The organism is Nocardia sp. NPDC004573 (assembly GCF_053602135.1).
On record NZ_JBSGDA010000025.1, the window covers coordinates 1 to 20,379 of the forward strand.

The window sequence follows — 20,379 nt, forward strand, 5'->3', positions numbered from 1 at the left end:
ACCGGGCACTTCCACATGGTGTACGACCCGTTCGTGCAGGAGTTGCTGCTGACTGTGCTGGAGCCGAGCAGTCCGGCGCCGGTGTGCCGACCGGTGCCGCTCGGGACCGGTATTCCCGAAGTCATCATCGCGGGCAATTCCTGAGCGAGCAGCGCCGCGCGGTCCGCTGAGCCGCGATGCGGCGGTAAGGCTCGATCGGTTCAATCATTGATTGAATCACCGATGGAAACATGCTTGACTGTGCGCATGCCGAAATCGGTCTCCGACGCCGCGACCACCCGCGATCGCTTGCTGACAGCCGCCGAACGCCTGCTGCTCGAGGGCCGGTACGACGAGGTGTCGGTGCGGGGCATCTGCGCGCAGGCCGGAGCGAACCCGGCGGCGGTGCACTACCATTTCGGGTCGAAGGACGCCCTGGTCGCCGCGTTGCTCGAGGAGCGGCTGGGACCGGTATGGGCGGACCGTCTGGCCGCCGTCACCGGCGCGCACGAATCCATCGCCGAAGTGGTCGACGCGGTGATCGAACCGTTCGTCACGTTGGCCGCCGATCCGGTGGGCCGCCTGCACCTGCGATTGCTGGCGCAATTCGTGCTCGGCAGGCAGGTGACCGAATGGCGTCAACCCTGGTTCCGCATCGATGCGTGGGCAAGCCTGTTGCCGGGTCTGAGCGAGCGCGAGAGCAAGCGCCGGTGGATGTTGGCATTCGACCTGATCATCATGCGGTTCGGCAGCGCCGAGCACCGGGAGTTGTCGCAGGAGGCGGTGGCCACCCTCCGGGAATTCGTCGTGGCCGGATTGACCGCGCCGACAGGAGAGAAATGATGAACGACGTATTCGCACCGGCCCAACTCGGGCCGATCACCCTGCGCAATCGGGTGATCAAGGCCGCGACCTTCGAAGGCCGTACACCGGACGCGGTGGTGACCGACGAGCTGATCGAGTTCCATCGCGAAGTGGCCGCCGGTGGGGTGGGGATGACGACGGTGGCGTATTGCGCTGTCGCTCCCGGTGGCCGCACCGACCGGCACCAGATCTGGATGCGTCCCGATGCGGTGCCGGGGCTGCGCAGGCTCACCGAGGCCGTCCATGGCGAGGGCGCCGCGGTGAGCGCGCAGATCGGCCATGCCGGCCCGGTGGCGAACGCGGCCTCCAACCGGGCTCCGGCGCTGGCGCCGAGCCGGATGCTGAGCCCGCTCTCGATGCGCATGATGCGCAGCCCCGACGAGAACGGCATCCGTGAGCTGGTGGCCGCGCACGCAGGCGCGGCGAAGCTGGCCGAGGAGGCGGGCTTCGACGCGGTGGAGATCCATTTCGGGCACAACTATCTGGTGAGCTCGTTCCTGAGCCCCAAGCTGAACCGCCGCAAGGACCGGTACGGCGGCAGCTTGGCCAACCGGGCGCGCCTGGCGCGCGAGATCGCCGCCGCGGTGCGGCAGGCCGTGGGCGGCCGTCTCGCGGTGACGGCGAAGCTGAATATGGAGGACGGCGTGCGGGGCGGGCTCACCGTGCCGGAGTCGGTGCAGGTCGCCGCGTGGCTGGAAGCCGATGGCAGCCTGGACGCCGTGGAACTCACGGCGGGCAGCTCGCTGCTCAATCCGATGCTGCTGTTCCACGGCGACGCTCCGCGGCGGTCGTTCGCCGGCGTTCTGCCCGTGCCGGCGCGGTGGGGCTTCCGGGCGGTCGGCAAGGCCTTCTTGAAGGAATACCCGTACCGGGAGGCGTATCTGCTGGAGCGGGCGCGACACTTCCGGCGGGAATTGTCGATGCCGCTGATTCTGCTCGGTGGCATCACGAACTCGGACACCATGCGGCTGGCGATGGCGGAGGGCTTCGAATTCGTCGCCATGGGCCGTGCACTGCTCCGGGAGCCGAACCTGTTGCGCCGCATCCAGTCCGATGCGTCGACCCGCTCGGCCTGCGTGCACTGCAACGAGTGCATGCCAACGATCTACACGTGTACGCGCTGTGTGTTCCGTCCCGTCCAGCCGCGAGAACCCGTCGAGCTGACGATGTCGGGGCTCGGCGGTACCGCAGTGCGGACATAGGCTCGGGGAGGCGGGAGCCGGAGCGAGTCGGGGGCCGATTTTTCTATCGGTGCGCACGGGGACGCGCCGGCACTTCCGTGTCGCAGTGCCGCCGATCCCGGAGTTCAACGACCGCGAGCAACAGCTCACGATGACGCGATACCGCCGGGGACCGAGCGAGACCACCCCGCTGCGCTGACGCCGGCCGGTGTCGTAAGGCGCGCGGCGCCGAACTTTCTCGCCGCAGCTGGTTCGAGGCCGGTCTTCCGGGTATGCGCGAGATGTCAGCTTGTTCCGATATTCCAGGAGGTTGTTGTGGCGGAACACGGAAGCGGTGCTCGTGAAGGCGTCGAAGGCGTCGTCGAAGACGTCAAGGGCAAGGTGAAGGAAGCGGCCGGCACCGTCACCGGTCACCAGGACCTGAAGGACGAAGGTCGCGCGCAGCAGGACAAGGCGGAATCGCAGCGCGAAGCGGCCGGCAAGGAAGCCGCGGCCGAGAAGGCTCGTGCCGAGGCGGACGTCGACGAGGCCCGCCAGTCCGCGCATCAGCACGGGCGGTAGACGCACGCCGATCAGTCCCACGCAGACGCCCCGCCGCCGTCAGCCGAAGCTGGCGGCGGCGGGTGTGTGTCCACACCGAAGGGCTGCTCAGGCGTACGGCTCGACGGTGACTACGTAGTCGAGGCTCCGGACCAGTTCGGCGGTTTCGGGCGCCGAGGAGATGACCAATCGATTCGCGCCGCCGTCCTGAACTACTTCGGCGCCGGTTCGCTTCAGCCAGTCGAAGAATGTGGACCGGATCGCCGCGAGCGCTCCCTCGTCGGCGACCTCGCCCGGTTCGAGCAGGATGAGGTATCGGCGGTCTTGCGCTGACATGCAACTCTCCTCTCGGTCATCCGGTAGTCGGATCAGTCGGCCCGCGTTCTCATCGGGGACGGAGCCTGTGCCGGATGCGTGGCGAGTTCGCGGGTCAGGTGAAGACTCGACCCTTGATAACACGCGTGGTGAGTCGGCCGGTGCTGCCCGAAGTCTAGAGGTCCCGGGGGTGGGGGCGTTGTTTGTCGGCGGTGTGGCGAGCCGGGTCAGTGTGCAGGCCCGGACCCGTCCGCCGCCGCCCGGCGGGCGGCGCTGACCGCGCGCTTGGCGATGGCCCACCGGTGCACCTCGGAAGGCCCGTCGTAGATGCGGAACGGCCGCACTTCACGGGAGAGGCGGGCCAGCGGCAGGTCGTCGGAGACGCCGAAGCCGCCGCACAACTGGATGCTCCGGTCGACGATGCGGAAGATCGCCTCGGCGGCGAAGGTCTTCGCGATCGAGGTGGCGTTGCCCGCGTGCTCCCCGTTGTCGAGTTCCCAGCAGGAGCGCACCAGCAACGCACGGGTGGCGGCGATGTCGATCTCGTTGTCTGCGATCATCTGCTGCGCCATGCCGAGATCGCCGATGCGCGCGCCGAAGCCCTCGCGCTGGGCGACCCGCTCGACGGCGATGTCGTGGCCGCGCCGAGCGGCGCCGAGCCAGCGCATCACGTGGGTCATGCGCGCCGGGCCCAGCCGGACCTGGGCGTATTCGAATCCGCGATCGACAGCGCCGAGCACCGCTTCGTCGGGGACGAACATGTCGTCGAAGAAGACTTCGCAGTGGCCGCCGATCATGGCCCGGTCCAGTGTGGTGATGTGCCTGCCCACGCGCAGGCCGGGCGTCCCCGCGGGAGCCAGGAACATGGTCGCGCCGCCCCGCTGCCCCGGTTCGCCGGAGGTACGGGCCATCACGATGAAGAAGCCGGCGCCGTCCGCGCCGGTGATGAAGTGTTTGTGGCCGTTGATCCGCCAACCGCCGTCGGCGCGCACGGCCCGGGTGGCCAGTGCCGCCGGGTCGGACCCCGCGCCGGGTGCGGGCTCGGTCATCGCGAAGGCCGAACGCATCTCGCCCCGGGCGAGGGGTTCGAGGTAGCGCGACTTCTGCTCCGGGTCGGCGATGTGGGCGAGCATGTGGACGTTGCCTTCGTCCGGCGCGGCGATATTGAGCGCGGCCGGGCCGAACAGTGCGTAGCCCGCTTCCTCGAACACCGGCGCGCGGTCCGACATCGACAATCCGTGACCGCCGTATTCGACGGGCGCGTGCGGCGCGAAGACCCCGGCCTCGCGGGCCAGCTTGTTCAGTGTGACGCGCAATCCGTCGCCCCCCGCGGCGGTGATGTCGCCGTTGTGTTCGTCCTCGATCGGCAGCACCGTTTCCCGGACGAAATCACGGGTGCGCTCGGTCAGCGCCCGAACCTCGTCGGAATAGGTCAGATCGATCGGCATCGCGCATTCCTCCTCGATATCCGGAGCTCGTCAGAGACCGAACGATCGCTCCAACTGAACACTGTCTCACTGCCCGAGAGTGCTGTCAAAGAGCGGAGTTCGACGCAAATCGGAAGTCCGTTTGTTCAGATATTCTGAACATATGGACATTGAGGCCACCGCGCCACACGAGGCGATCCGGCGCGCGCGCCGTGCCACGGGACTGTCGCTGCGCGAAGTGGCCCGTCGGCTGGAGGTGAGTCCCGCGACGCTCAGCGCGATGGAGACCGGGAAGACCGGGATCTCGATCTCCCGGCTCACCCGCCTGTCCGAGGTACTCGGCGTACCGGTCACCCACTTGCTCGGCGACGCTGCCATTGCAGCGCCTCCGCGCCGCCGCCGGGCCGTCTCCGAGCCGGGCCCGCCGGGCGATTGGCGCGAGTTCGCTCCGTTGGACGTCGACCCGGTGCTGGCCGCCGCCCTCGCGTCGTTCGTCGAGTTCGGCTATCACGGCACGACTGTGCGCGCCCTCGCTCGGCGGGCGGGCACCAGCGTTCCCGGGCTCTACCATCACTATCGTGACAAGCACGACCTGCTGGTCCGGATCCTCGACCTGACCATGGACGAATTGCACTGGCGAGTGCGCGCCGCGCGCGCCGACGGCCGCGACAGCGTGCACCGGGTGCGCCTGATCGTCGAAGCGCTGGCCCTGTTCCACACCCATCGCCGCGATCTCGGTTTCATCGGCGCCAGCGAGATGCGGAGCCTTTCGGCGAGCGAGCGTGCGCGCATCGCAGGCTCCCGCCGTGACATCCAAGCCATCCTGGACGACGCGATCGCCGAGGCTCATGCCGAGGGCCGCGTGGCGAGTCCGCACATCCGCGCGGCCGGCCGGGCCATAGCCACCATGTGCACCGCCATTCCCCAGTGGTTTCGCGAGTCCGGCCCGGCGACCCCGGAGGAAGTGGCCGCGCAGTACGGCGACTTCGCCCTGGATGTGCTCGGCGTCGATCCGGTGCGCTAGCCGCACGTTATCGCCGGTGGCGGAGCACTCCGAACGCGGCGTGCACGCCGCCCCACCTTGGTGGTGATCGGCTCACCCCTTGGGGATCGGAGCCCAGCACTCGGGGGCCTGCCGGCGGCGGCCGGGACGGCGGAAAGTAAGACGAGTCACCGCCAGTGAACCGGAGCATCCCATGTCGATTCTCAACGCAATCGCCGCCACGGCGGAACGGCGTGCCACGGTCCGGACCGAAGACGGCGTGGCGCTCGCGGTCCGCGAATACGGCCCGCGAGACGCGGATCTCACCGTCGTCCTGTTGCACGGACACTGCCTGCGCACCGAATCCTGGACCTACGTCCGCGCCGAGTTGCTGCGCCGATACGCCGGCGCCCGAATCGTCTGCTACGACCACCGCGGCCACGGCGAGTCGGCCGTGGCGTCCCGGCGGACCTACACCCTCGACCAGCTCGGCCGGGACCTGCGGGACGTTCTCGATGCCGTGGCCCCCACCGGGCCGGTCGTCCTCGCGGGCCACTCGATGGGTGGCATGACCGCGCTCACCTATGCCGGTCAGAATCCGCACGAGATCGGCACCCGCGTCGTCGGCGTGGCCCTGCTCGCGACCGCTGCCGACGGCCTCGTCGACGCCGGTTTCGGCCGTCTGCTGCGCAACCCGGTGGTCTCCGCGTTCCAGGCGGCCGTCCGCCGCGCACCGGGGGCGATGCACCACGCCAAGTTGCTGGTCTGCCGGTTGTTCGCCCCGCTGATCCGTACCGCGGAATTCGGCGACCGCAAGGTGAGCGCGCGGGTGCTCGCGCTGGCCAATGCGATGCGCAACGAGACGCCGATCGTCACGATGGCCGGTTTCTTGAGCGACTTCATGGTCTACGACCGCACCGACGCGCTGGCGCTCCTGTCCCGGATCCCCACGCTGGTCCTGTGCGGCTCCGCCGACTTGATGACGCCGCCGTCGCATTCCGTGGCGATGGCCGCCGCCGTCGAGTACTCGGATTTCGTGATCGTCGAGGGCGCCGGGCATTCCGTGATCCTGGAGGAACCCGGCCGGGTCGCGGAGGCCCTCGCGCGCCTCCTGACGCGCGCAGGGGAGGCCGCCGACCTCGCCTACGCCGCGTAGCTCCCGGGAAACTCACACGTACCGTTGGCTGAGTTCGCCTTTGACCGGTTTGCCGGTGGGAGTTCGGGGTAGGTCGTCGGCGAAGTCGAAACTCCGGGGCACCTTGTAGTGAGCAATGCGGTCGCGCAGGTGATCGCGCAGCTCGGCGGCGAGGTCGGGGCCCGGTGCGGCACCCGTCGCCGGTTGCACGACGGCCTTGACGGATTCGCCCATCTCCTCGTCGGGCACACCGATCACCGCCACGTCGAGCACCTTGGGATGCAGGGCGAGCGCGTCCTCGACTTCCTGCGGGTAGACGTTCACGCCACCGGAGATGATCATGAAGGCTTTGCGGTCGGTGAGGAACAGATAGCCGTCGTGTTCGACCTAGCCGATGTCGCCGGTGGTCGTCCAGGTCGGGTGGTCGGGGTGGACCGCTTCGGCCGTCTTCCCGGGGTCGTTGTGATAGGCGAAGGGCATCGCGCGTGGACCGTTGCTCTGCCACCTGCCGACCATGGCGCTCGAGGCGCCTTTCCGATTGCCGCGGCGACAACGGCAACTGGCCCGTGCCCGGCGGCGCTCGCGACGCCGGGCAAACCTCGAGCCGCGCCGCGATGTGGGAGGCCTCGAGGAAACCGGCGTCGAGTCCGTTGCGCCTATCATGGTCGGCATTCGGGCGGAATTCCCCAAATCTCTTTCCGCGCAATGCGAAAGGGCGACAGCAGAGGGTATTCAAGATCGAGCCTGTCGACGTCGAAACGCAACATGGACGCATGAGAACGACGAAAACCGTTGTGCAACAATATAAACCACTCGGGGCGAGCGAGCGATACACGAACTGAGCTCGATTGCGCGGAGTCATTGCACTCGGCAAGTCTTCGGCGCAATGTGGGACCTTCCAATATTGGGAATATCCATAGCATAATTCCATGGAAAACTCGACTCCTTGGAATAAAGCTGAGAACCAGCACGGACCGGCCGAAAATTCTGCTCATGAACTGGTCGAGAAGAAAGGGGGGCTGCGTAAAGCCGTCAACGGGAACTGGGGTTACGTTTGGGCGGCAGTCGGGAGCCTGATCACCTTCGGCCTGCTGTTCCGGCCGTGGCTTACCGCGTCCGGACCCAACGGCAAAGCCGAAACCAACGCCTTCGGCCGCATCAACGCCTCTACCCGATACCTGACCGTCTGGTCGTCGACGAAACCGATGTCTCTAGCTCACATCACCGGTTTCTGGGCGCTCCTGACCACCGTCGCCGTCATCGTCTGTGTACTCACCGTGATAATCAATCTGCGAACCCGCAGCAAAATACTCGAGCGCGCGACAGCGATATCCTCGGTGGCAGTGGCGATCTGCACGGTCTGCACCCTGCTCTACATCAACAGCAAAGCGCCCGAACTCAAGGAAATGACCTCGCGCCGATGGGATCTGGGCGGGCAGCTCGGATCGGTGATGTCATGGATGTTCGGCAACGACAAACTGCCGTTCCCCGGCATCAGCGAGACCCGCTACTCCACCGCCGGCCTCACCCGCACGGCCATACTCGCCTGCTTCACCTCTATCGGCTCGGCCCTGGCCGCCGGCATCCAGCAAATTCTCACGGGCGCCACCAAGCCCGTCCGCCTACCCTGGCGCCCTCCACCATCGGACTCCGACGGAACGTAGCGCTCGCAGCCCGGATCATTCGAAGCACGGATCTTGCCTCAGCGCAGCCACTATCCGGAGGCTCGTACCGCCCATGTCCTGCGCACCGAGGTGATCCACCAGCCGCAAGTCACCTTCTCCTCCCATCCCTGATTCGAGTCCCTGCGGCTGAGTTGGACGACACCTGCCCCGAGCGCTCTCCCTCGCCGGTGATAGGACCAGGGCCGGACTGCCGTCGACCATGGAGTCCGCGGCGGAGAGCGCCCGGCGAGCGGTCGACGCCGTCCAGGATTATCTGCCTTCAGCGCGGTGAGCGAAATGCATTGTGGGGCAGAGGGAATCGAAGTAGCGCTGTGCCGTCCGGGGTCCTTCGACGATTTCGCCGCGGTTGATCCACCCGAAGTGGGCAATACGGTCCATGGAGAGGTGAGAACCATGAGCTTTATCCGAAATACGGACAGATATCGATGGCGTCGCAGCGGCGGAGTGCGGCGTAGCCGGTGGCGGACCGGGTACCGAAGTGGATGGCGCAACCGGTATGGCGGCCGGTGGCGGCGCCATGACCGCAGGCGGCCGCGCGGGTACGCGCGTTCGCGCGGGTTGGCGGGCGCCGCGCGATTCGGCTTCGTCGCACGCGGGGTCGCCTACATCGTCATCGGCATTCTCGCGTTCATGCTGGCCGTCGGCGTCGCGCAGCACGAGCCGACCGCGGGCGGTGCGCTCGCCGCACTCGCCGATAAGCCGCTGGGCTATCTGCTGCTGTGGATCCTCGCCCTCGGATTCGCCGCGCTGGCCGCGTGGCGGCTGGCGCAGGCCGCGGGCGCGCCCGCGGCGGGTTCGAACGGACCTCGGGTGCGTCCCTTGGCCTTGGGCCTGCTGTACGCCGTGGCGGCCTTCTTCGTCCTCCGGTTCGTCGTGGACGGCCGGACGCCGCCGCCCGGCGACGCCGTCGCACGGGATGTGACCGCACGGATTCTGGGCTGGGACGGCGGACAGGTGGTCGTCCTGCTGATCGGTCTGGCCATTCTCGCCGCGGGTGTGCTGACCACTCTGCGCGGGCTTCGTCTCGCCTTCGTTGACGACCTGCGCATGGGCTGGATGACCCAGGCCTCCCGGGAGAGCGTGATCTGGCTGGGCCGCATCGGCTATCTGGCCCGCGGGTTGATCATCGTCGCCATCGGCCTCGCCGCGGTGGTCGCGGCCGCCCGGTACGAACCGGCGAACGCGAAAGGCGTCGACGCCGTCCTGCACGATTTCGCCGACAGCGCCTTGGGTCCCTGGCTGCTCATCGCGGTTGCCCTGGGTCTGATGGCGTTCGGTGTCCTGTCGTTCCTCCAAGCGAAATACCGGCGCACCTATGGAGGCGTGCCGGTGTGACCGAAACGGCATGAGTTTCCTGGCCACGCATCCGGTGGGAGTCCGATTACCCCGCGGATGCGTGGCATACCGGCCAACGCTCCGCTCGGCGTCGAGATCGGCCGGATGCTCGGACCGATGCGAGTTACTCTCTGCCGGATCGCGTGTCGGCGGCAGTGGGGTCATACGGATCGATGCTCTCACGCAGCCTGTGCAACGCCCGCCGTAACTGTCCGATCGCCTCGACGCCCGAATCCGCCGACCATTCCTGTTCGACGCGCTGGGCGACAGAGTTCGCGAACCTGGCTGCCCGGTCGCCGAAACCCGACTCGGCCATTGCTGTTGCTGGTCACGGGGCGTAAAGCACGGCTGCGAGACTCGGCGGGGCTCGCGCCGTTGACCGAACGCCTCCCACTGACCCCGGGGCCGGGCGCGGTGCTACTGGTGCTCGCGATCCTCGTCGTCGTAGCACCGCTCGCTGTGTTCGCGCACACCGGCATCCGACGGCCGAAAGGCTGTGATCAGCCGCGTGTGTCGGGGGTCGGCGCGGATCGGGTGGGCGGCCCGCTGATCTCGACGATCGGCAACCGCAGCGCGGCAGGCGCGTCGGCCGGGACCACCGGCGTGCGGGGCGGCACGGGGGCGATGCGCTGGTAGGGTGCGCCCGGCTCGGGCCGCGGATCCGGCTCGCCCTTGTTCGGCCAGAGGGCAACGGCGCGTTCGGCCTGCGCGGTGATCGTGAGCGACGGGTTCACCCCGAGATTGGCCGAAATGGTCGAGCCATCGATGACATGCAGTCCCCGGTATCCGTGCATCCGGTGGTAGGGGTCGACGACTCCGGCGTCGGGGGACTCCCCGATGACGCATCCGCCGATGAAGTGCCCGGTCATCGGGATGTCGAACAGCGCGCTCCAGCCGGCGCCCGGGATGCCGTCGATCTTGTCGGCCACTCGGTGCGCCACCTCGTGCCCGGCCGGGAGCCAGGTCGGATTGGGTTCGCCCACACCCTGTTGGGTCGTCATCTTGCGGCCGAACAGGCCGCGCTTGGTGTAAGTGGTGATGGAGTTGTCGACCGACTGCATCACCAGTAGACCGATCATCTGTTCCGACCATCCGCGCGGGTTCTGCAGGTGGAGGGCGTCGCGGCCGAGCTTGCGCATCGTGCGCGCCCACAGGCGCAGCTTCGGGGTGCGCCCGTCCGGATCGATCATGGCGGTGCCGATGAGACCGATCGCGTTGCTGCCCTTGCCGTAGCGCACCGGCTCGATGTGGGTGTCGGCGTCCGGGTGGATCGAGGAGGTGATCGCCACCCCCCTGGTGAAGTCGGAATCCTTGCGGCGGCTACGGACCGAGAGCAGTTCCTCGGAGTTGGTGCGCGACAGCTCGCCCAGCCGCGGCGAGATGTCCGGCAGCGAGCCGCGGTCGCGAAGCCGATGCAGCAGCTTCTGGGTGCCCAGCGCGGCCGCGGCGAAGACGACCTGTTCGGCCGTGAACTTCCGGCGTGCCTTGCGCACCCAGCGTCCGGTGCGGACGGTGGCGACTTCGTATCCGCCGCCGGGCAGCGGGCGCACGTCGGTCACCGTGGTGAGCGCGTGCACCGTCGCGCCGGCCTGCTCTGCGAGGTACAGGTAATTCTTGACCAGGGTGTTCTTCGCGTTGTGCCGGCAGCCGGTCATGCACTCGCCGCAGTGCGTGCAGGTGCTGCGGGCCGGGCCGACGCCGCCGAAGAACGGGTCGGGCAGGTCTTGGCCGGGGCGCGTCCCGTTGCCGCCGAAGAGGACGCCGACGGGAGTGCTGCGGTAGGTCGAGCCGACGCCCATCTCCTCGGCGATCTCGGCCAGCACGCGGTCCGACGGCGTGGTCGCCGGATTCGTCGTCACGCCGAGCATTCGCTTGGCCTGGTCGTAGTGCGGAGCGAGTTCGTCTTTCCAGTCGGTGATGTGGGCCCACTGGCGGTCCTGGTAGAACCGGTCCGGCGGCTCGTAGAGGGTGTTCGCGTAGACCAGGGAGCCGCCGCCGACGCCCGCTCCCGCCATGATGAAGGTGTCCTTCAGCAGCGTCAGCCGCTGGATGCCGAAGCAGCCGAGGGCCGGGGCCCAGAGGTACTTGCGCGCGTCCCACGAAGTTTCGGCGAACTCGTCGTCGGCGAAGCGTCTTCCCGCTTCGAGCACTCCGACCCGGTAACCCTTCTCGGTCAGGCGCAGCGCGGTCACGCTGCCGCCGAAGCCGGAACCGACGACCACCACGTCGTAGTCGAACGTCATCTGATCTCCACCACTTGTCGAAGTTGCTGCCGCGGGCGAGGCGGGCCGGGTCAAGAGACGAGCCTCGAATCGAAGTCCGCCGGGTCGAATCTGCGCGTGTGCCACCGGTAGCTGGTGACGGTGCCCGGCCAGTTGTTGGTGATCCGCCCGGCCGCGTTGCGGTACCAGCTCGAGCAGAAGTTCCACGGCGTGCGGTCGAGGCGCTGTTGCAGCCGATCGTCGAACCGGGCCTCGATCTCGGGGCGCACCTCGAATACCCGGCCAGGACGCTCGGCGAGCCGCTGGACGGCCTGGCGGATGTAGCGGGCCTGCGATTCGATCATGTAGACGATCGAACCGACGCCCAGGTTGGTGTTCGGTCCGTAGACGAGGAACAAGTTCGGGTAGCCGGGCACCGTGATGCCTTGGTATGCCCGGGCGCCCTGCGCCCACTCGTCGGCCAGCTTGCGGCCGCCCCGTCCGGAAACTCGCATGGGCCAGAGGAACTCGGTGCCCTTGAAGCCCGTGCCGTAGACGATCGCGTCCACCTCGTGCAGCACGCCGTCGGCGGTGCGCACGCCTTCGGGGGTGATCTCGGTGATCGCGGTGGTCTCCACCGTCACGTCGGGCCGGGTGAGCGCGGGCAGGTAGTCGTTGGAGAACAGCGCTCGCTTGCAGCCGGCCGGATAGTCCGGGGTCAGCTTGGCGCGCAGCTCCGGATCGGCCACCTGACGCCGCAGATGCCGCAGGCCGATCCGCGTCACCAGCTTGCGGATGATTGGCACGTCGACGATGCCGAGCGCGAGGAACTCGCAGAACAGCCAGAACGCGAAGCGCTCGGTGCGGCGAGTGACCGGCAGCAGCCGGAACGCGCGATGATGCCAGGGTTTGTACTCGACGTCCGGCTTCGGCATGATCCACGCCGCCGAGCGCTGGAACAGCGTCAGGCGCGCCACCGAGGGCGCGATCGCGGGCACGAACTGCACCGCGCTCGCGCCGGTGCCGATGACCGCCACCCGCTTGCCGGTCAGATCGGCCCGGTGATCCCACTCGGCGGAGTGGAAGGCCGTCCCGCGGAAGGTCTCCACGCCGGGGATGTCCGGCAGCGCGGGCCGCGAGAGCTGCCCGACGGCGCAGATCAGCACATCGCAGCTCAGCTGGGAGCCGTCGGCGGTGCGCACGGTCCAGCGTCCGGTGGCGTCGTCGAATTCCGCCTCGGTGACCTCGCTGCGGAACCGGATCTTGCGCAGGAGGTCGTGGTCGCGGGCGATCCCGCGCAGGTAGGCGAGGATGTCCGGCTGCTGGGAGAACCGCTTCGGCCAGTCGGTGCGCGGTGCGTACGAGTAGGAGTACAGCGGCGAGGGGATGTCACAGCCCGCGCCGGGGTAGGTGTTCTCCCGCCAGACGCCGCCTACGTCCTCGGCCCGCTCCAGGAGCGTGACGTCGTCGAGGCCCGCACGCTGGAGTTCCATCGCCATGCCGAGCCCCCCGAAACCGGCGCCGATGATGACGATCGAAGGTGTGCTCATGGTGACAACGCTATGACCTGGACAAAGATCCACGTCAAACAGCTGAGGTCAGAAAATCCACACTTTCGGCCAAATCTTCGGCTGCGCCCTCATCCGTTGGGCAGGATCACGGCGCGACCGCTGATTCTTCCGTCGTGCAATCGCTGGTAAGCCGGCGCCGCCTCGTCCATCGCGAAGGTTTCGACGTGCACCTCGACCGCCCCCCGCCCGTGCCGGATCGAGGACCTCGCGCGTTCGCCGTGACTGCCCGGTACGGTGCCGTCACGCTCACCTCGAACGGCGAGACGCCGAAGCCGACGGGCAAGGTGCCGCCAGCGATGCCGATGATCGACACGTCGCCTTCCGCGACGACGCACACCGCGGTGGTCGTCGCGCCCGTTCCGGCACCTCTATCCGAAGGAACTCACGTTGTTCACTTGGTTCGACTGCGTGTACCCGCTCTGCACGTACTCCACGCTGAACCCGCCGGAACTGTCCCAGGTGATCGGCGTCGATTCGGTGCCGACATTCGTCATCCACAGGATGAAGATCTCGTGTCCGGCCTCGTATTCCGAGCTGGTCTGACCGGGAGCCAGGATGAACAGCGATTTGGGCTTGTCCCATTCCTGCCGGTAGACCGAAACGTACGTGTCCGTGTCGTTGTACAGCTTGTACCAGCCGGGTGAACTCCGCTCGGCGGGCTGCTGCTCGGTCGGCGAAGCCGGAGGCACGGTCTTGCGTTTGGTCCCCATGCCGGTATCGGTCATCGATCGTCTCCCTTCGAGGGGTGCGCTCGGCGCACGAGGAATCAATTGCGCGCATCTCGCCGCAGCGCGGCGCAGATCGCGCCGCTTCGTGGTGCGGATCCGTTACCGGAGCGGAAAGTGTTCTGACTCTCGGAAGCTGCTCACGGCAGCATATGAATACGCCCACGCCCCTTCCCTCACCTCTTTCGGATGAATTACCGCGCAGCGGGGTCGTTCGATCGCGATCCGGATCCGGTCCACGGAATTCGCTTCGGCGTCCCGCCGATTCTGCTGTACTTGCTCTCGGCGACTCACCTTGGACGACGACTACGGGATCAGCGCAGCGTCACCGGCGGTGTCGAGCTCGGTAGCGGTGCGCTCGTACAGTGAGGACGAGACCATGGCTACCACATACCAGATCATCAATTACGAGACCGGCCAGGCCCTCGCGGTCGACGGCGACGCGGACAGTGTGACCATGCAGCCGCGTGCCGCCGACGACGACGCCCAGCTGTGGACCTGCCCGGGCAATCCCGAAGAGGGCGACTTCGACATCGTCAACAAGAAAACCGGCGGTCATTTGTCGGCCGTCCGGTCGAATGGCCGACTCCTGTGCAGCGACGAGCATTGCGGCTGGGATCTACCTGATTTCCCCGAGATATCCCCGATAGCCACCAGCGATGACGAGTACGTCATCGGCATCCTCATGAACAATCGACCACAGTTGATGCCCAACCGGGAAAGCGACAGTGAGAAGTGGATATTCCGGAAGGTGTGAACCGTTGCGTTGCCACCGGCATCGCACGTCCCCAGGACGCCTTCGCGCGGGTGCGCGTGACTAATCGGATGCGAGATCGCATCCGCCGAGATAGATCGGCGGATGCGGCCGTTGCACGGGTTTCGGCCACGCGTACATCGGGTCGAAATCGAGGAACCGACCGTGATTTTCGGCGAGATCTCGGTCCAGATCTTCCGGATGGCGTCGAGTTGCTCGTCGAGCAGCGCGCCGCGAGTGCGGGGATCGGTGCCGTGATCGGCCATCTCCCTTCTGTTCCAGCCCGCGCCCACGCCGAAGACGAAGCGCCCTGCGGAGATCAGGTCGAGTGTCGCGACCTCCTTGGCGGTGTGGATGACGTTGCGCTGGATGAGCAGGGTCACGCCGGTTCCGAGAATCAACCGTTCGGTGACCGCCGCTACGGCGGCGAGGGCGGCGAACGGATCCACCGCCCGGTAGTACGTCCGCGGCAGTTCGCCGCCGGGAGCGGGAGATTTCCGGCTCGCCGGAATATGTGAGTGCTCAGCCAGGAACAAGGATTCGAACCCTCGCTCCTCCAGTGCCGAGCCGAGTTTCGGACCGCTGATGCCCTCGTCGTGACGAAGGTGGTGACGCCTATCTGCATGATCTTATGCTCGAACCTTCACACGTATGTGATGGTCAACCGGAAATGCTCGCACTGCTGGAAGACGAACTCACCCGCATGTCCCGGCGCATCGACTGTCTGACACGTAACCGGGAAGCCATCGCCGGATACCTCGATGCGGTACGCGCCCATATGGATCGCCCGCGGCGGCGTCGCTAGTGGTGGAACGACGTGACCCGCGTCAGGTGTGTGCGAAGGAAGTCGATCTGATCGGCGACGACGTGTTCGACGGCCGGTGGGTGATACACCGTGAAGTGGTCGGCGTCGTAGTGTTTGAGCACGGCTCCGGGGACGGCGGCGGCGACCTTCTCGGCGATCGTGGGTTCGATGAGGTTCTCCCGGTCGCAGGCACACACCAGTAGCGGGCACCGGACGCGGGACGCTCGGGACGCTGCGTTGTAGAACAGCATGCCCAGCCCGGAGGCAGCGGTGATGCGATTGTCGAAGCGGTGACCGGCCGGGATGACCGACAACCAGCCCTCCAGTGCGCCGGGCTGGTTGACGAAGGCCCGCTCGCCCGGCCGCCCGACGATCGGCACATACCTCCGGGGCAGGCCTAGCGCGGCACGGATCAGGTCGGAGGCGATCGGTGTGGTGAATCGGGCCAGGTGCCGCGCTCCGGCCCGGGAGACGACCGCGCGCCCGCTGAAGACGGGGCACTGCACGACCGCGGCGGCGATGTCGTCGTGGCGCGCAGCGGCGGCGAGAACGTGGCTGGCGCCGAACGACGTTCCCCACAGCGCGATTCGACCGGCATCGATCTCGGGCCGGGCACGAGTGAACGCGAGAGCCGCGTCCACATCGGCGGCGTAGCGGCGCCGGCTGACCAGTTGACGGGGTCGGCCTCCCGATTCGCCCAGGTGACGGAAGTCGAATGACACCACGGCGATTCCGGCGTCGGAGAACCACTTCTCGTACTGGCCGAGCATCATCTCGTGCGTCGCTCCACCGCCGTGCACGAGCAGGACGGCGGGATGCGGGCCCGGGCCCGGGGGCAGGGTCAGCCACGCGGCGCACTCGTCGCGACCGGACGGGAAAGACGTGCGGACGGTCATCACCACTCCATTCAGGTACGTTGTACGTAAACCGATGCACAGTTAAACACGTACGATGTACTTAAACAAGGAGCCGGATGCCAGCGCCCCGCAAATTCAGCCTCGACCAGCTGCAAGCCGCCGCGCTCGCATTGGTCGACAGCGACGGATTGACCGGTTTGACCATGCGCAGTCTGGCGGCCGCGCTCGGCACCGGCGCGATGACGATCTACAACTACGTCGATGGACGCGAAGGATTGGAACAGCTCGTCACCGGAGCCGTCATGGCCAAGGCGCGGTGGGACATCGAGCCCAGTGGCGGCTGGGAGGAGCAGGTGGCGGCGATCGCCGTGGGGACGTGGCGGGCCGTGCGCGCGCACCCCAACGCCATCCCGCTCATCCTCACCCGCCGTAGCCTCGATCAGGACACGCTGCGGCCCGCCGAAGCGCTGCTGGAAGCCCTTGCCCGCGGCGGCATGTCCGGACACCGCCTGCTGATCGCTTTCCGGGCGGTGTCCGGGGTGATCGCCGGCTCCGCTCAGGCCGAACTCGCGGGCCCGCTCGCGGCCGCTCGCGGTGACGATGCCCGCACGGTCACCGACCGGATCACCGGCCTGCCGAACCCGCAGTTCGCGCGACTGATCGAAATCGCCCACGCCGCTCTGGACAGCGACCCGGAGGACGAATTCCGTGCCGCGCTGCGCATCATCCTCACCGGCTTGCGGCACGCCGGCGGGTGAGCAACACGTCAGCGCCCGCGGCGCCGACTCGTCAGCGCTGGCGCCAGCTCAGTGGCCCCGGCAGGTCGACGCTGTTCTTCTTGCTCCGGGAGTTCCAGGACCACGGGCCGATCTTGATACTCCACGAGGACAGGCCCGATTGGGTGAAGTTGAGTTTCAGCGGCCCGAAGGATTTGCGCTGACGGTATTTGATGGGCATGAGCAGCCTCCTGACTCGCTCCCAGGCTAACCGATCCGGTTACCCCACATGGCTTTTGCTCGACAGAATTGACCGGATTCGCCACCGCAAACTCGCACCCGCCGTACCGGTTTCGCGACCGAGCCCTCGGCGATGTCGATCCCGTCGGCGCGCTACGAGGGCTGCTCGTGAACGTCGTCGTGCCGAAAGTTGTTGACACGACGAACTCTGCGCTGGTCCGAATGCGTCTCCGGCGGCTCGGACCGGCGCTTCTCGCGGTGTCACCGACCGCCTGCGCAGGCGGAATCGTGCCGACATGTCCTGAACGGATCGCGATGTCGCGAGTCCCCGCCCCCACCGGCGGCTGTTCTCTCGATGGCGGCAGCGTTCAGGCCGGTCGTCGTAGCACGGCGTCCGAGATGACCGCTGCCACGAACTTTTCGACGGCTGATCTGGTCGGTGGGCCGGTGTCGCGGTCTGTGAACAACAGATGCCCGCCACCGACCAAGGACAGGGTGAGTGAGTCGATGTCGGCGTCGGCTGCGATGCGGCCGAGTTCCCGCTCGTCGGTCAGATAGGTGGAGATCGCGGTTGTCGCCTCGGCGAGGATCGCCATGCCGCCGCCGGGCCTGGCCTGCCGCAGTCGTGCGCGCAGCTCGTTACGAAAGGTGATGAGGGGGATGATCGCCACCGGAACCGGTCCGAACAGCATGGTCAGAGCGCTGGTCAGATTGGCGGCCACCGTGCCGGCGCCCGCGGAGGCGCGCAGCGCACTCGCCTGCGCCTCGAGCTGCGCGGCCCGGTCGAGCACCAGTGCGGCGAGGAAGGCGTCGAAGTCGGGGAAGTGCCGGTGCAGAACGCCTTTGGCGCATCCCGCCTCGTCGGTGACAGCCCGGCTGGTCAGCCCGTTCGGCCCGTCGCGCAGCAGTACGCGGTCGGCGGCGTCGAACAGTTGCTGCCGCGCGTCGCGAAGGTGCACCCCAGTCGGCACTGACGGATCCTTTCGTGCGTCGATCAGCGACATTATTGCGTAGTGGGCATGCGCCCACTACGGTGGGCGCATGCCCACTAAGCGAGCGCAAGCAGAACCGTCCCCGGCGCAGCCGGAGGAGCCCCAGCGGATGGCCGTATCGTTCGGCGTGGACGCGCACTGCTACGACCAGGCTCGACCCGGTTACCCCGAGGCTTTGGTGGCGCGGATCCTCGCCGGGACGCCCGGAGCGGACGTGCTCGACGTCGGCTGCGGTACCGGCATCGCGGCCCGTCAGTTCCAGGCGGCGGGGTGCGCGGTGCTCGGCGTCGAACCCGATACGCGGATGGCCGATTTCGCACGCGCCCGTGGTCTGCGGGTCGAGGTTGCCACCTTCGAGGCATGGCACCCGGGCGACCGGATGTTCGATGCGGTCATCGCCGCGCAGTCGTGGCATTGGGTGGATCCGGTCGCCGGCGTCGCGAAGGCGGCCGGGGTGCTGCGTCCAGGGGGACGGCTGGCGATCTTCGGTCACCTGTACGAGCCGCCCGCCGAGGTGGCGGAACCGTTCGCCGCCGCCTACCGGCGGGTGGCGCCGGACTCCCCGCTCAGCGGCCAACCTGCTCGACGTCCCCTGGAGCTCTACCGAACGGGATACGCGAAGATCGCCGACCAGATCCGCGAGGCCGGGCGTTTCGGGGATCCCGAACAGTGGCAATTCGACTGGCAGCAGTCCTATACGCGCGACCAGTGGCTGGGGTTGCTCCCCACCACGGGCGGCCTCACCCGACTCCGTCCCGACCAGCTGGCCGAGATACTGGGCGCGGTCGGCGCCGCCATCGACTCTCTGGGCGGATCCTTCACGATGGACTACACCACGCTGGCCGCGACCGCCGCACGCGCAGGCGCTTTCTGAGGGCCGCGCTATCCGGGTTCGACGGCGGCCGGGTCGTCGATCTGCTCCTCCGATCGCCATGCCGTTGCTCGAGCGGCCGCGGGAGAACTAATCGCGGACGGCGTAGTCGCCGATCGCTTGCTCCAGCGTGTCGAACGCGCTGCGGATGTATTCGGTGAGGGCGGTGGCGATGCGGTCGCCGGATTCGCCGTCGAGTGTGCGGCGCAGGGTCTCGTCGAACAGCACACGATGCACGCCGCCGAGCAGCGCGGCCGCGACGCGGGGGGTGATGTCGGTGTCCGGGGCGCTCGTTTCCGCCGCGAGGGTGGTGGCCAGCGCCTGCTCACGTTCGTCGTGGAACTCGCGCAGCCGGGCGGTCAGCGCCGGGCTGTCGGTGATCATGCGGGCGAACTCGGGCCCGGAGAAACCCACCACCGGATCGTGCCTGGCCACGGCGGCCAGGTAGTCCCGCCGTAGCGCGGCGAGCGCCGACTCGCCGGACGCGCGCTCACGCACGACGCGGGCGAGTTGGTCGACGAACACCTCGTGCAGATCCAACGCCAGATCTTCCTTGCGCGGGAAGTAGTTGGTGACCGTCATCTTCGCGACCTGCGCGGCAGCGGCGACGTCGGCGATCGTCACCTTGTCGAAACCGTGCTCCAGGAACAGCGCGGTCGCGTGATGGGAGATGTTCTCCCTGGTCTGCTGCTTTTTCTTGGCCCGGAGCCCGGGGTCGGTTGTGCTCATGCCTTCACCCTAGCTGAACTCGACATAAAAATGTTCTTGACATATTTTTATGCTCGTTCTAAGTTTGTGTTCGTTATCGGAACGAAGGAGTGGCGGCACCATGAAACACGGACTTGTCGAAGCGGCCCCGGCCCGCATCAGCTCCACAGTCGACTCGAAGGGACCAGCCACCATGGCCGACAAGACCACTGCGCATTCCGTCGTCGAAACCACGATGCGCCTGATCCGCGCCGAAGAGGACGGCATGATCGGCGGTTCCCGCGATGTCGTCGCGGCCCGCGTCACCCCGTCCCCTCGGCCCTACCCGAGCGCGGTGCGCCCAGAGCGACGGGCAACCAAGCCGATTCGGGCCACCACGGGTTATCGCGCCAAGCCGCAGCGCCCGCTGCGAATCCCGGGGCGCGGCTGACCTCCCACCTCATCCCCGTTCGGCGGCGTGCTCGCCGCGCCGCCGAACGGTCCGCTTCACCAGGAA

The 20,379-nt window shown here is 67.7% G+C and carries 20 protein-coding genes and 2 pseudogenes; 11 read left to right on the forward strand and 11 right to left on the reverse strand.

Annotated features, from left to right (window positions below; genetic code table 11):
* Positions 1-246: 246 nt before the first annotated feature.
* The 3 genes from ACWEKR_RS28910 to mbp1 all read left to right on the forward strand — a co-directional run bounded on the left by ACWEKR_RS28910 (position 247) and on the right by mbp1 (position 2,585).
* Complete coding sequence (locus tag ACWEKR_RS28910; protein ID WP_452357216.1) at positions 247-822, forward strand: TetR/AcrR family transcriptional regulator; 576 nt, start codon at positions 247-249, stop codon at positions 820-822.
* Positions 822-2,045, forward strand: a complete 1,224-nt coding sequence (locus ACWEKR_RS28915) for an NADH:flavin oxidoreductase (RefSeq protein ID WP_452357131.1) — start codon at positions 822-824, stop codon at positions 2,043-2,045. Before ACWEKR_RS28910 ends, ACWEKR_RS28915 begins: the two co-directional genes overlap by 1 nt.
* Positions 2,046-2,339: 294 nt before the next feature.
* Positions 2,340-2,585 (forward strand): microaggregate-binding protein 1, encoded by a 246-nt coding sequence (gene mbp1, locus ACWEKR_RS28920; RefSeq protein WP_195083562.1) that lies wholly within the window; start codon positions 2,340-2,342, stop codon positions 2,583-2,585.
* A gap of 87 nt (positions 2,586-2,672) precedes the next feature.
* Here mbp1 and ACWEKR_RS28925 read toward each other — a convergent pair whose 3' ends face one another.
* Positions 2,673-2,900, reverse strand: coding sequence for a hypothetical protein (locus tag ACWEKR_RS28925; RefSeq protein ID WP_195083561.1), 228 nt, complete (start codon positions 2,898-2,900; stop codon positions 2,673-2,675).
* Between the two features lie 206 nt (positions 2,901-3,106).
* Positions 3,107-4,327 carry an acyl-CoA dehydrogenase family protein gene (locus ACWEKR_RS28930; protein WP_452357132.1) on the reverse strand — a complete coding sequence of 407 codons (1,221 nt, stop codon included), beginning with the start codon at positions 4,325-4,327 and terminating at the stop codon, positions 3,107-3,109.
* A 142-nt stretch (positions 4,328-4,469) separates the two neighbouring features.
* On the opposite strand from ACWEKR_RS28930, the gene ACWEKR_RS28935 reads away from it, so the two are divergent.
* Positions 4,470-5,330 (forward strand): TetR family transcriptional regulator, encoded by an 861-nt coding sequence (locus ACWEKR_RS28935; RefSeq protein WP_452357133.1) that lies wholly within the window; start codon positions 4,470-4,472, stop codon positions 5,328-5,330.
* A 172-nt stretch (positions 5,331-5,502) separates the two neighbouring features.
* Positions 5,503-6,444, forward strand: a complete 942-nt coding sequence (locus tag ACWEKR_RS28940; protein ID WP_452357134.1) for an alpha/beta fold hydrolase — start codon at positions 5,503-5,505, stop codon at positions 6,442-6,444.
* Between the two features lie 12 nt (positions 6,445-6,456).
* On the opposite strand, the pseudogene ACWEKR_RS28945 reads toward ACWEKR_RS28940, so the two are convergent.
* A pseudogene (locus ACWEKR_RS28945) lies at positions 6,457-6,903 on the reverse strand (AMP-binding enzyme); the annotation flags it as partial.
* 449 nt (positions 6,904-7,352) lie between these two features.
* On the opposite strand from ACWEKR_RS28945, the gene ACWEKR_RS28950 reads away from it, so the two are divergent.
* On the forward strand, positions 7,353-8,087 hold the full coding sequence (locus tag ACWEKR_RS28950) for a hypothetical protein (RefSeq protein WP_452357135.1): 735 nt from the start codon (positions 7,353-7,355) through the stop codon (positions 8,085-8,087).
* A 579-nt stretch (positions 8,088-8,666) separates the two neighbouring features.
* A complete protein-coding gene (locus ACWEKR_RS28955) occupies positions 8,667-9,443 on the forward strand; it encodes a DUF1206 domain-containing protein (RefSeq protein WP_452357136.1) in 777 nt (258 codons plus the stop codon).
* A gap of 500 nt (positions 9,444-9,943) precedes the next feature.
* Here ACWEKR_RS28955 and ACWEKR_RS28960 read toward each other — a convergent pair whose 3' ends face one another.
* From ACWEKR_RS28960 to ACWEKR_RS28970, 3 genes are all read right to left on the reverse strand, one after another.
* Positions 9,944-11,686, reverse strand: a complete 1,743-nt coding sequence (locus ACWEKR_RS28960) for an FAD-dependent oxidoreductase (protein ID WP_452357137.1) — start codon at positions 11,684-11,686, stop codon at positions 9,944-9,946.
* A 50-nt stretch (positions 11,687-11,736) separates the two neighbouring features.
* Positions 11,737-13,194, reverse strand: a complete 1,458-nt coding sequence (locus ACWEKR_RS28965; RefSeq protein ID WP_452357138.1) for a flavin-containing monooxygenase — start codon at positions 13,192-13,194, stop codon at positions 11,737-11,739.
* Positions 13,195-13,583: 389 nt separating this feature from the next.
* The gene (locus ACWEKR_RS28970) at positions 13,584-13,940 is read right to left on the reverse strand and encodes a hypothetical protein (RefSeq protein ID WP_452357139.1); all 357 of its coding nucleotides are present in this window, start codon (positions 13,938-13,940) and stop codon (positions 13,584-13,586) included.
* A 295-nt stretch (positions 13,941-14,235) separates the two neighbouring features.
* Here ACWEKR_RS28970 and ACWEKR_RS28975 point away from each other — a divergent pair, with 295 nt between their 5' ends.
* Entirely contained in the window at positions 14,236-14,697 is a 462-nt protein-coding gene (locus tag ACWEKR_RS28975) for an RICIN domain-containing protein (protein ID WP_452357140.1), read from the forward strand.
* Positions 14,698-14,778: 81 nt separating this feature from the next.
* Here ACWEKR_RS28975 and ACWEKR_RS28980 read toward each other — a convergent pair.
* Positions 14,779-15,319 (reverse strand): annotated as a pseudogene (locus tag ACWEKR_RS28980) (TIGR03619 family F420-dependent LLM class oxidoreductase); the annotation flags it as partial.
* A gap of 176 nt (positions 15,320-15,495) precedes the next feature.
* On the reverse strand, positions 15,496-16,395 hold the full coding sequence (locus ACWEKR_RS28985) for an alpha/beta hydrolase (RefSeq protein ID WP_452357141.1): 900 nt from the start codon (positions 16,393-16,395) through the stop codon (positions 15,496-15,498).
* A gap of 77 nt (positions 16,396-16,472) precedes the next feature.
* Between ACWEKR_RS28985 and ACWEKR_RS28990 the strand changes: the two genes are divergently transcribed.
* Positions 16,473-17,114: a TetR/AcrR family transcriptional regulator gene (locus ACWEKR_RS28990; protein ID WP_452357142.1), complete on the forward strand. Its 642-nt coding sequence runs from the start codon at positions 16,473-16,475 to the stop codon at positions 17,112-17,114.
* Positions 17,115-17,145: 31 nt separating this feature from the next.
* Here ACWEKR_RS28990 and ACWEKR_RS28995 read toward each other — a convergent pair whose 3' ends face one another.
* Together ACWEKR_RS28995 and ACWEKR_RS29000 are read right to left on the reverse strand one after the other, a co-directional pair.
* Positions 17,146-17,313, reverse strand: a complete 168-nt coding sequence (locus ACWEKR_RS28995) for a DUF4236 domain-containing protein (RefSeq protein WP_159837753.1) — start codon at positions 17,311-17,313, stop codon at positions 17,146-17,148.
* Positions 17,314-17,680: 367 nt separating this feature from the next.
* Complete coding sequence (locus ACWEKR_RS29000) at positions 17,681-18,283, reverse strand: TetR/AcrR family transcriptional regulator (protein ID WP_452357143.1); 603 nt, start codon at positions 18,281-18,283, stop codon at positions 17,681-17,683.
* Positions 18,284-18,353: 70 nt separating this feature from the next.
* Between ACWEKR_RS29000 and ACWEKR_RS29005 the strand changes: the two genes are divergently transcribed.
* Positions 18,354-19,178 (forward strand): class I SAM-dependent methyltransferase, encoded by an 825-nt coding sequence (locus tag ACWEKR_RS29005; RefSeq protein ID WP_452357144.1) that lies wholly within the window; start codon positions 18,354-18,356, stop codon positions 19,176-19,178.
* Positions 19,179-19,265: 87 nt separating this feature from the next.
* Here ACWEKR_RS29005 and ACWEKR_RS29010 read toward each other — a convergent pair whose 3' ends face one another.
* The gene (locus ACWEKR_RS29010; RefSeq protein WP_452357145.1) at positions 19,266-19,904 is read right to left on the reverse strand and encodes a TetR/AcrR family transcriptional regulator; all 639 of its coding nucleotides are present in this window, start codon (positions 19,902-19,904) and stop codon (positions 19,266-19,268) included.
* 100 nt (positions 19,905-20,004) lie between these two features.
* On the opposite strand from ACWEKR_RS29010, the gene ACWEKR_RS29015 reads away from it, so the two are divergent.
* The gene (locus tag ACWEKR_RS29015; protein ID WP_452357146.1) at positions 20,005-20,313 is read left to right on the forward strand and encodes a hypothetical protein; all 309 of its coding nucleotides are present in this window, start codon (positions 20,005-20,007) and stop codon (positions 20,311-20,313) included.
* Positions 20,314-20,379 lie beyond the last annotated feature (66 nt).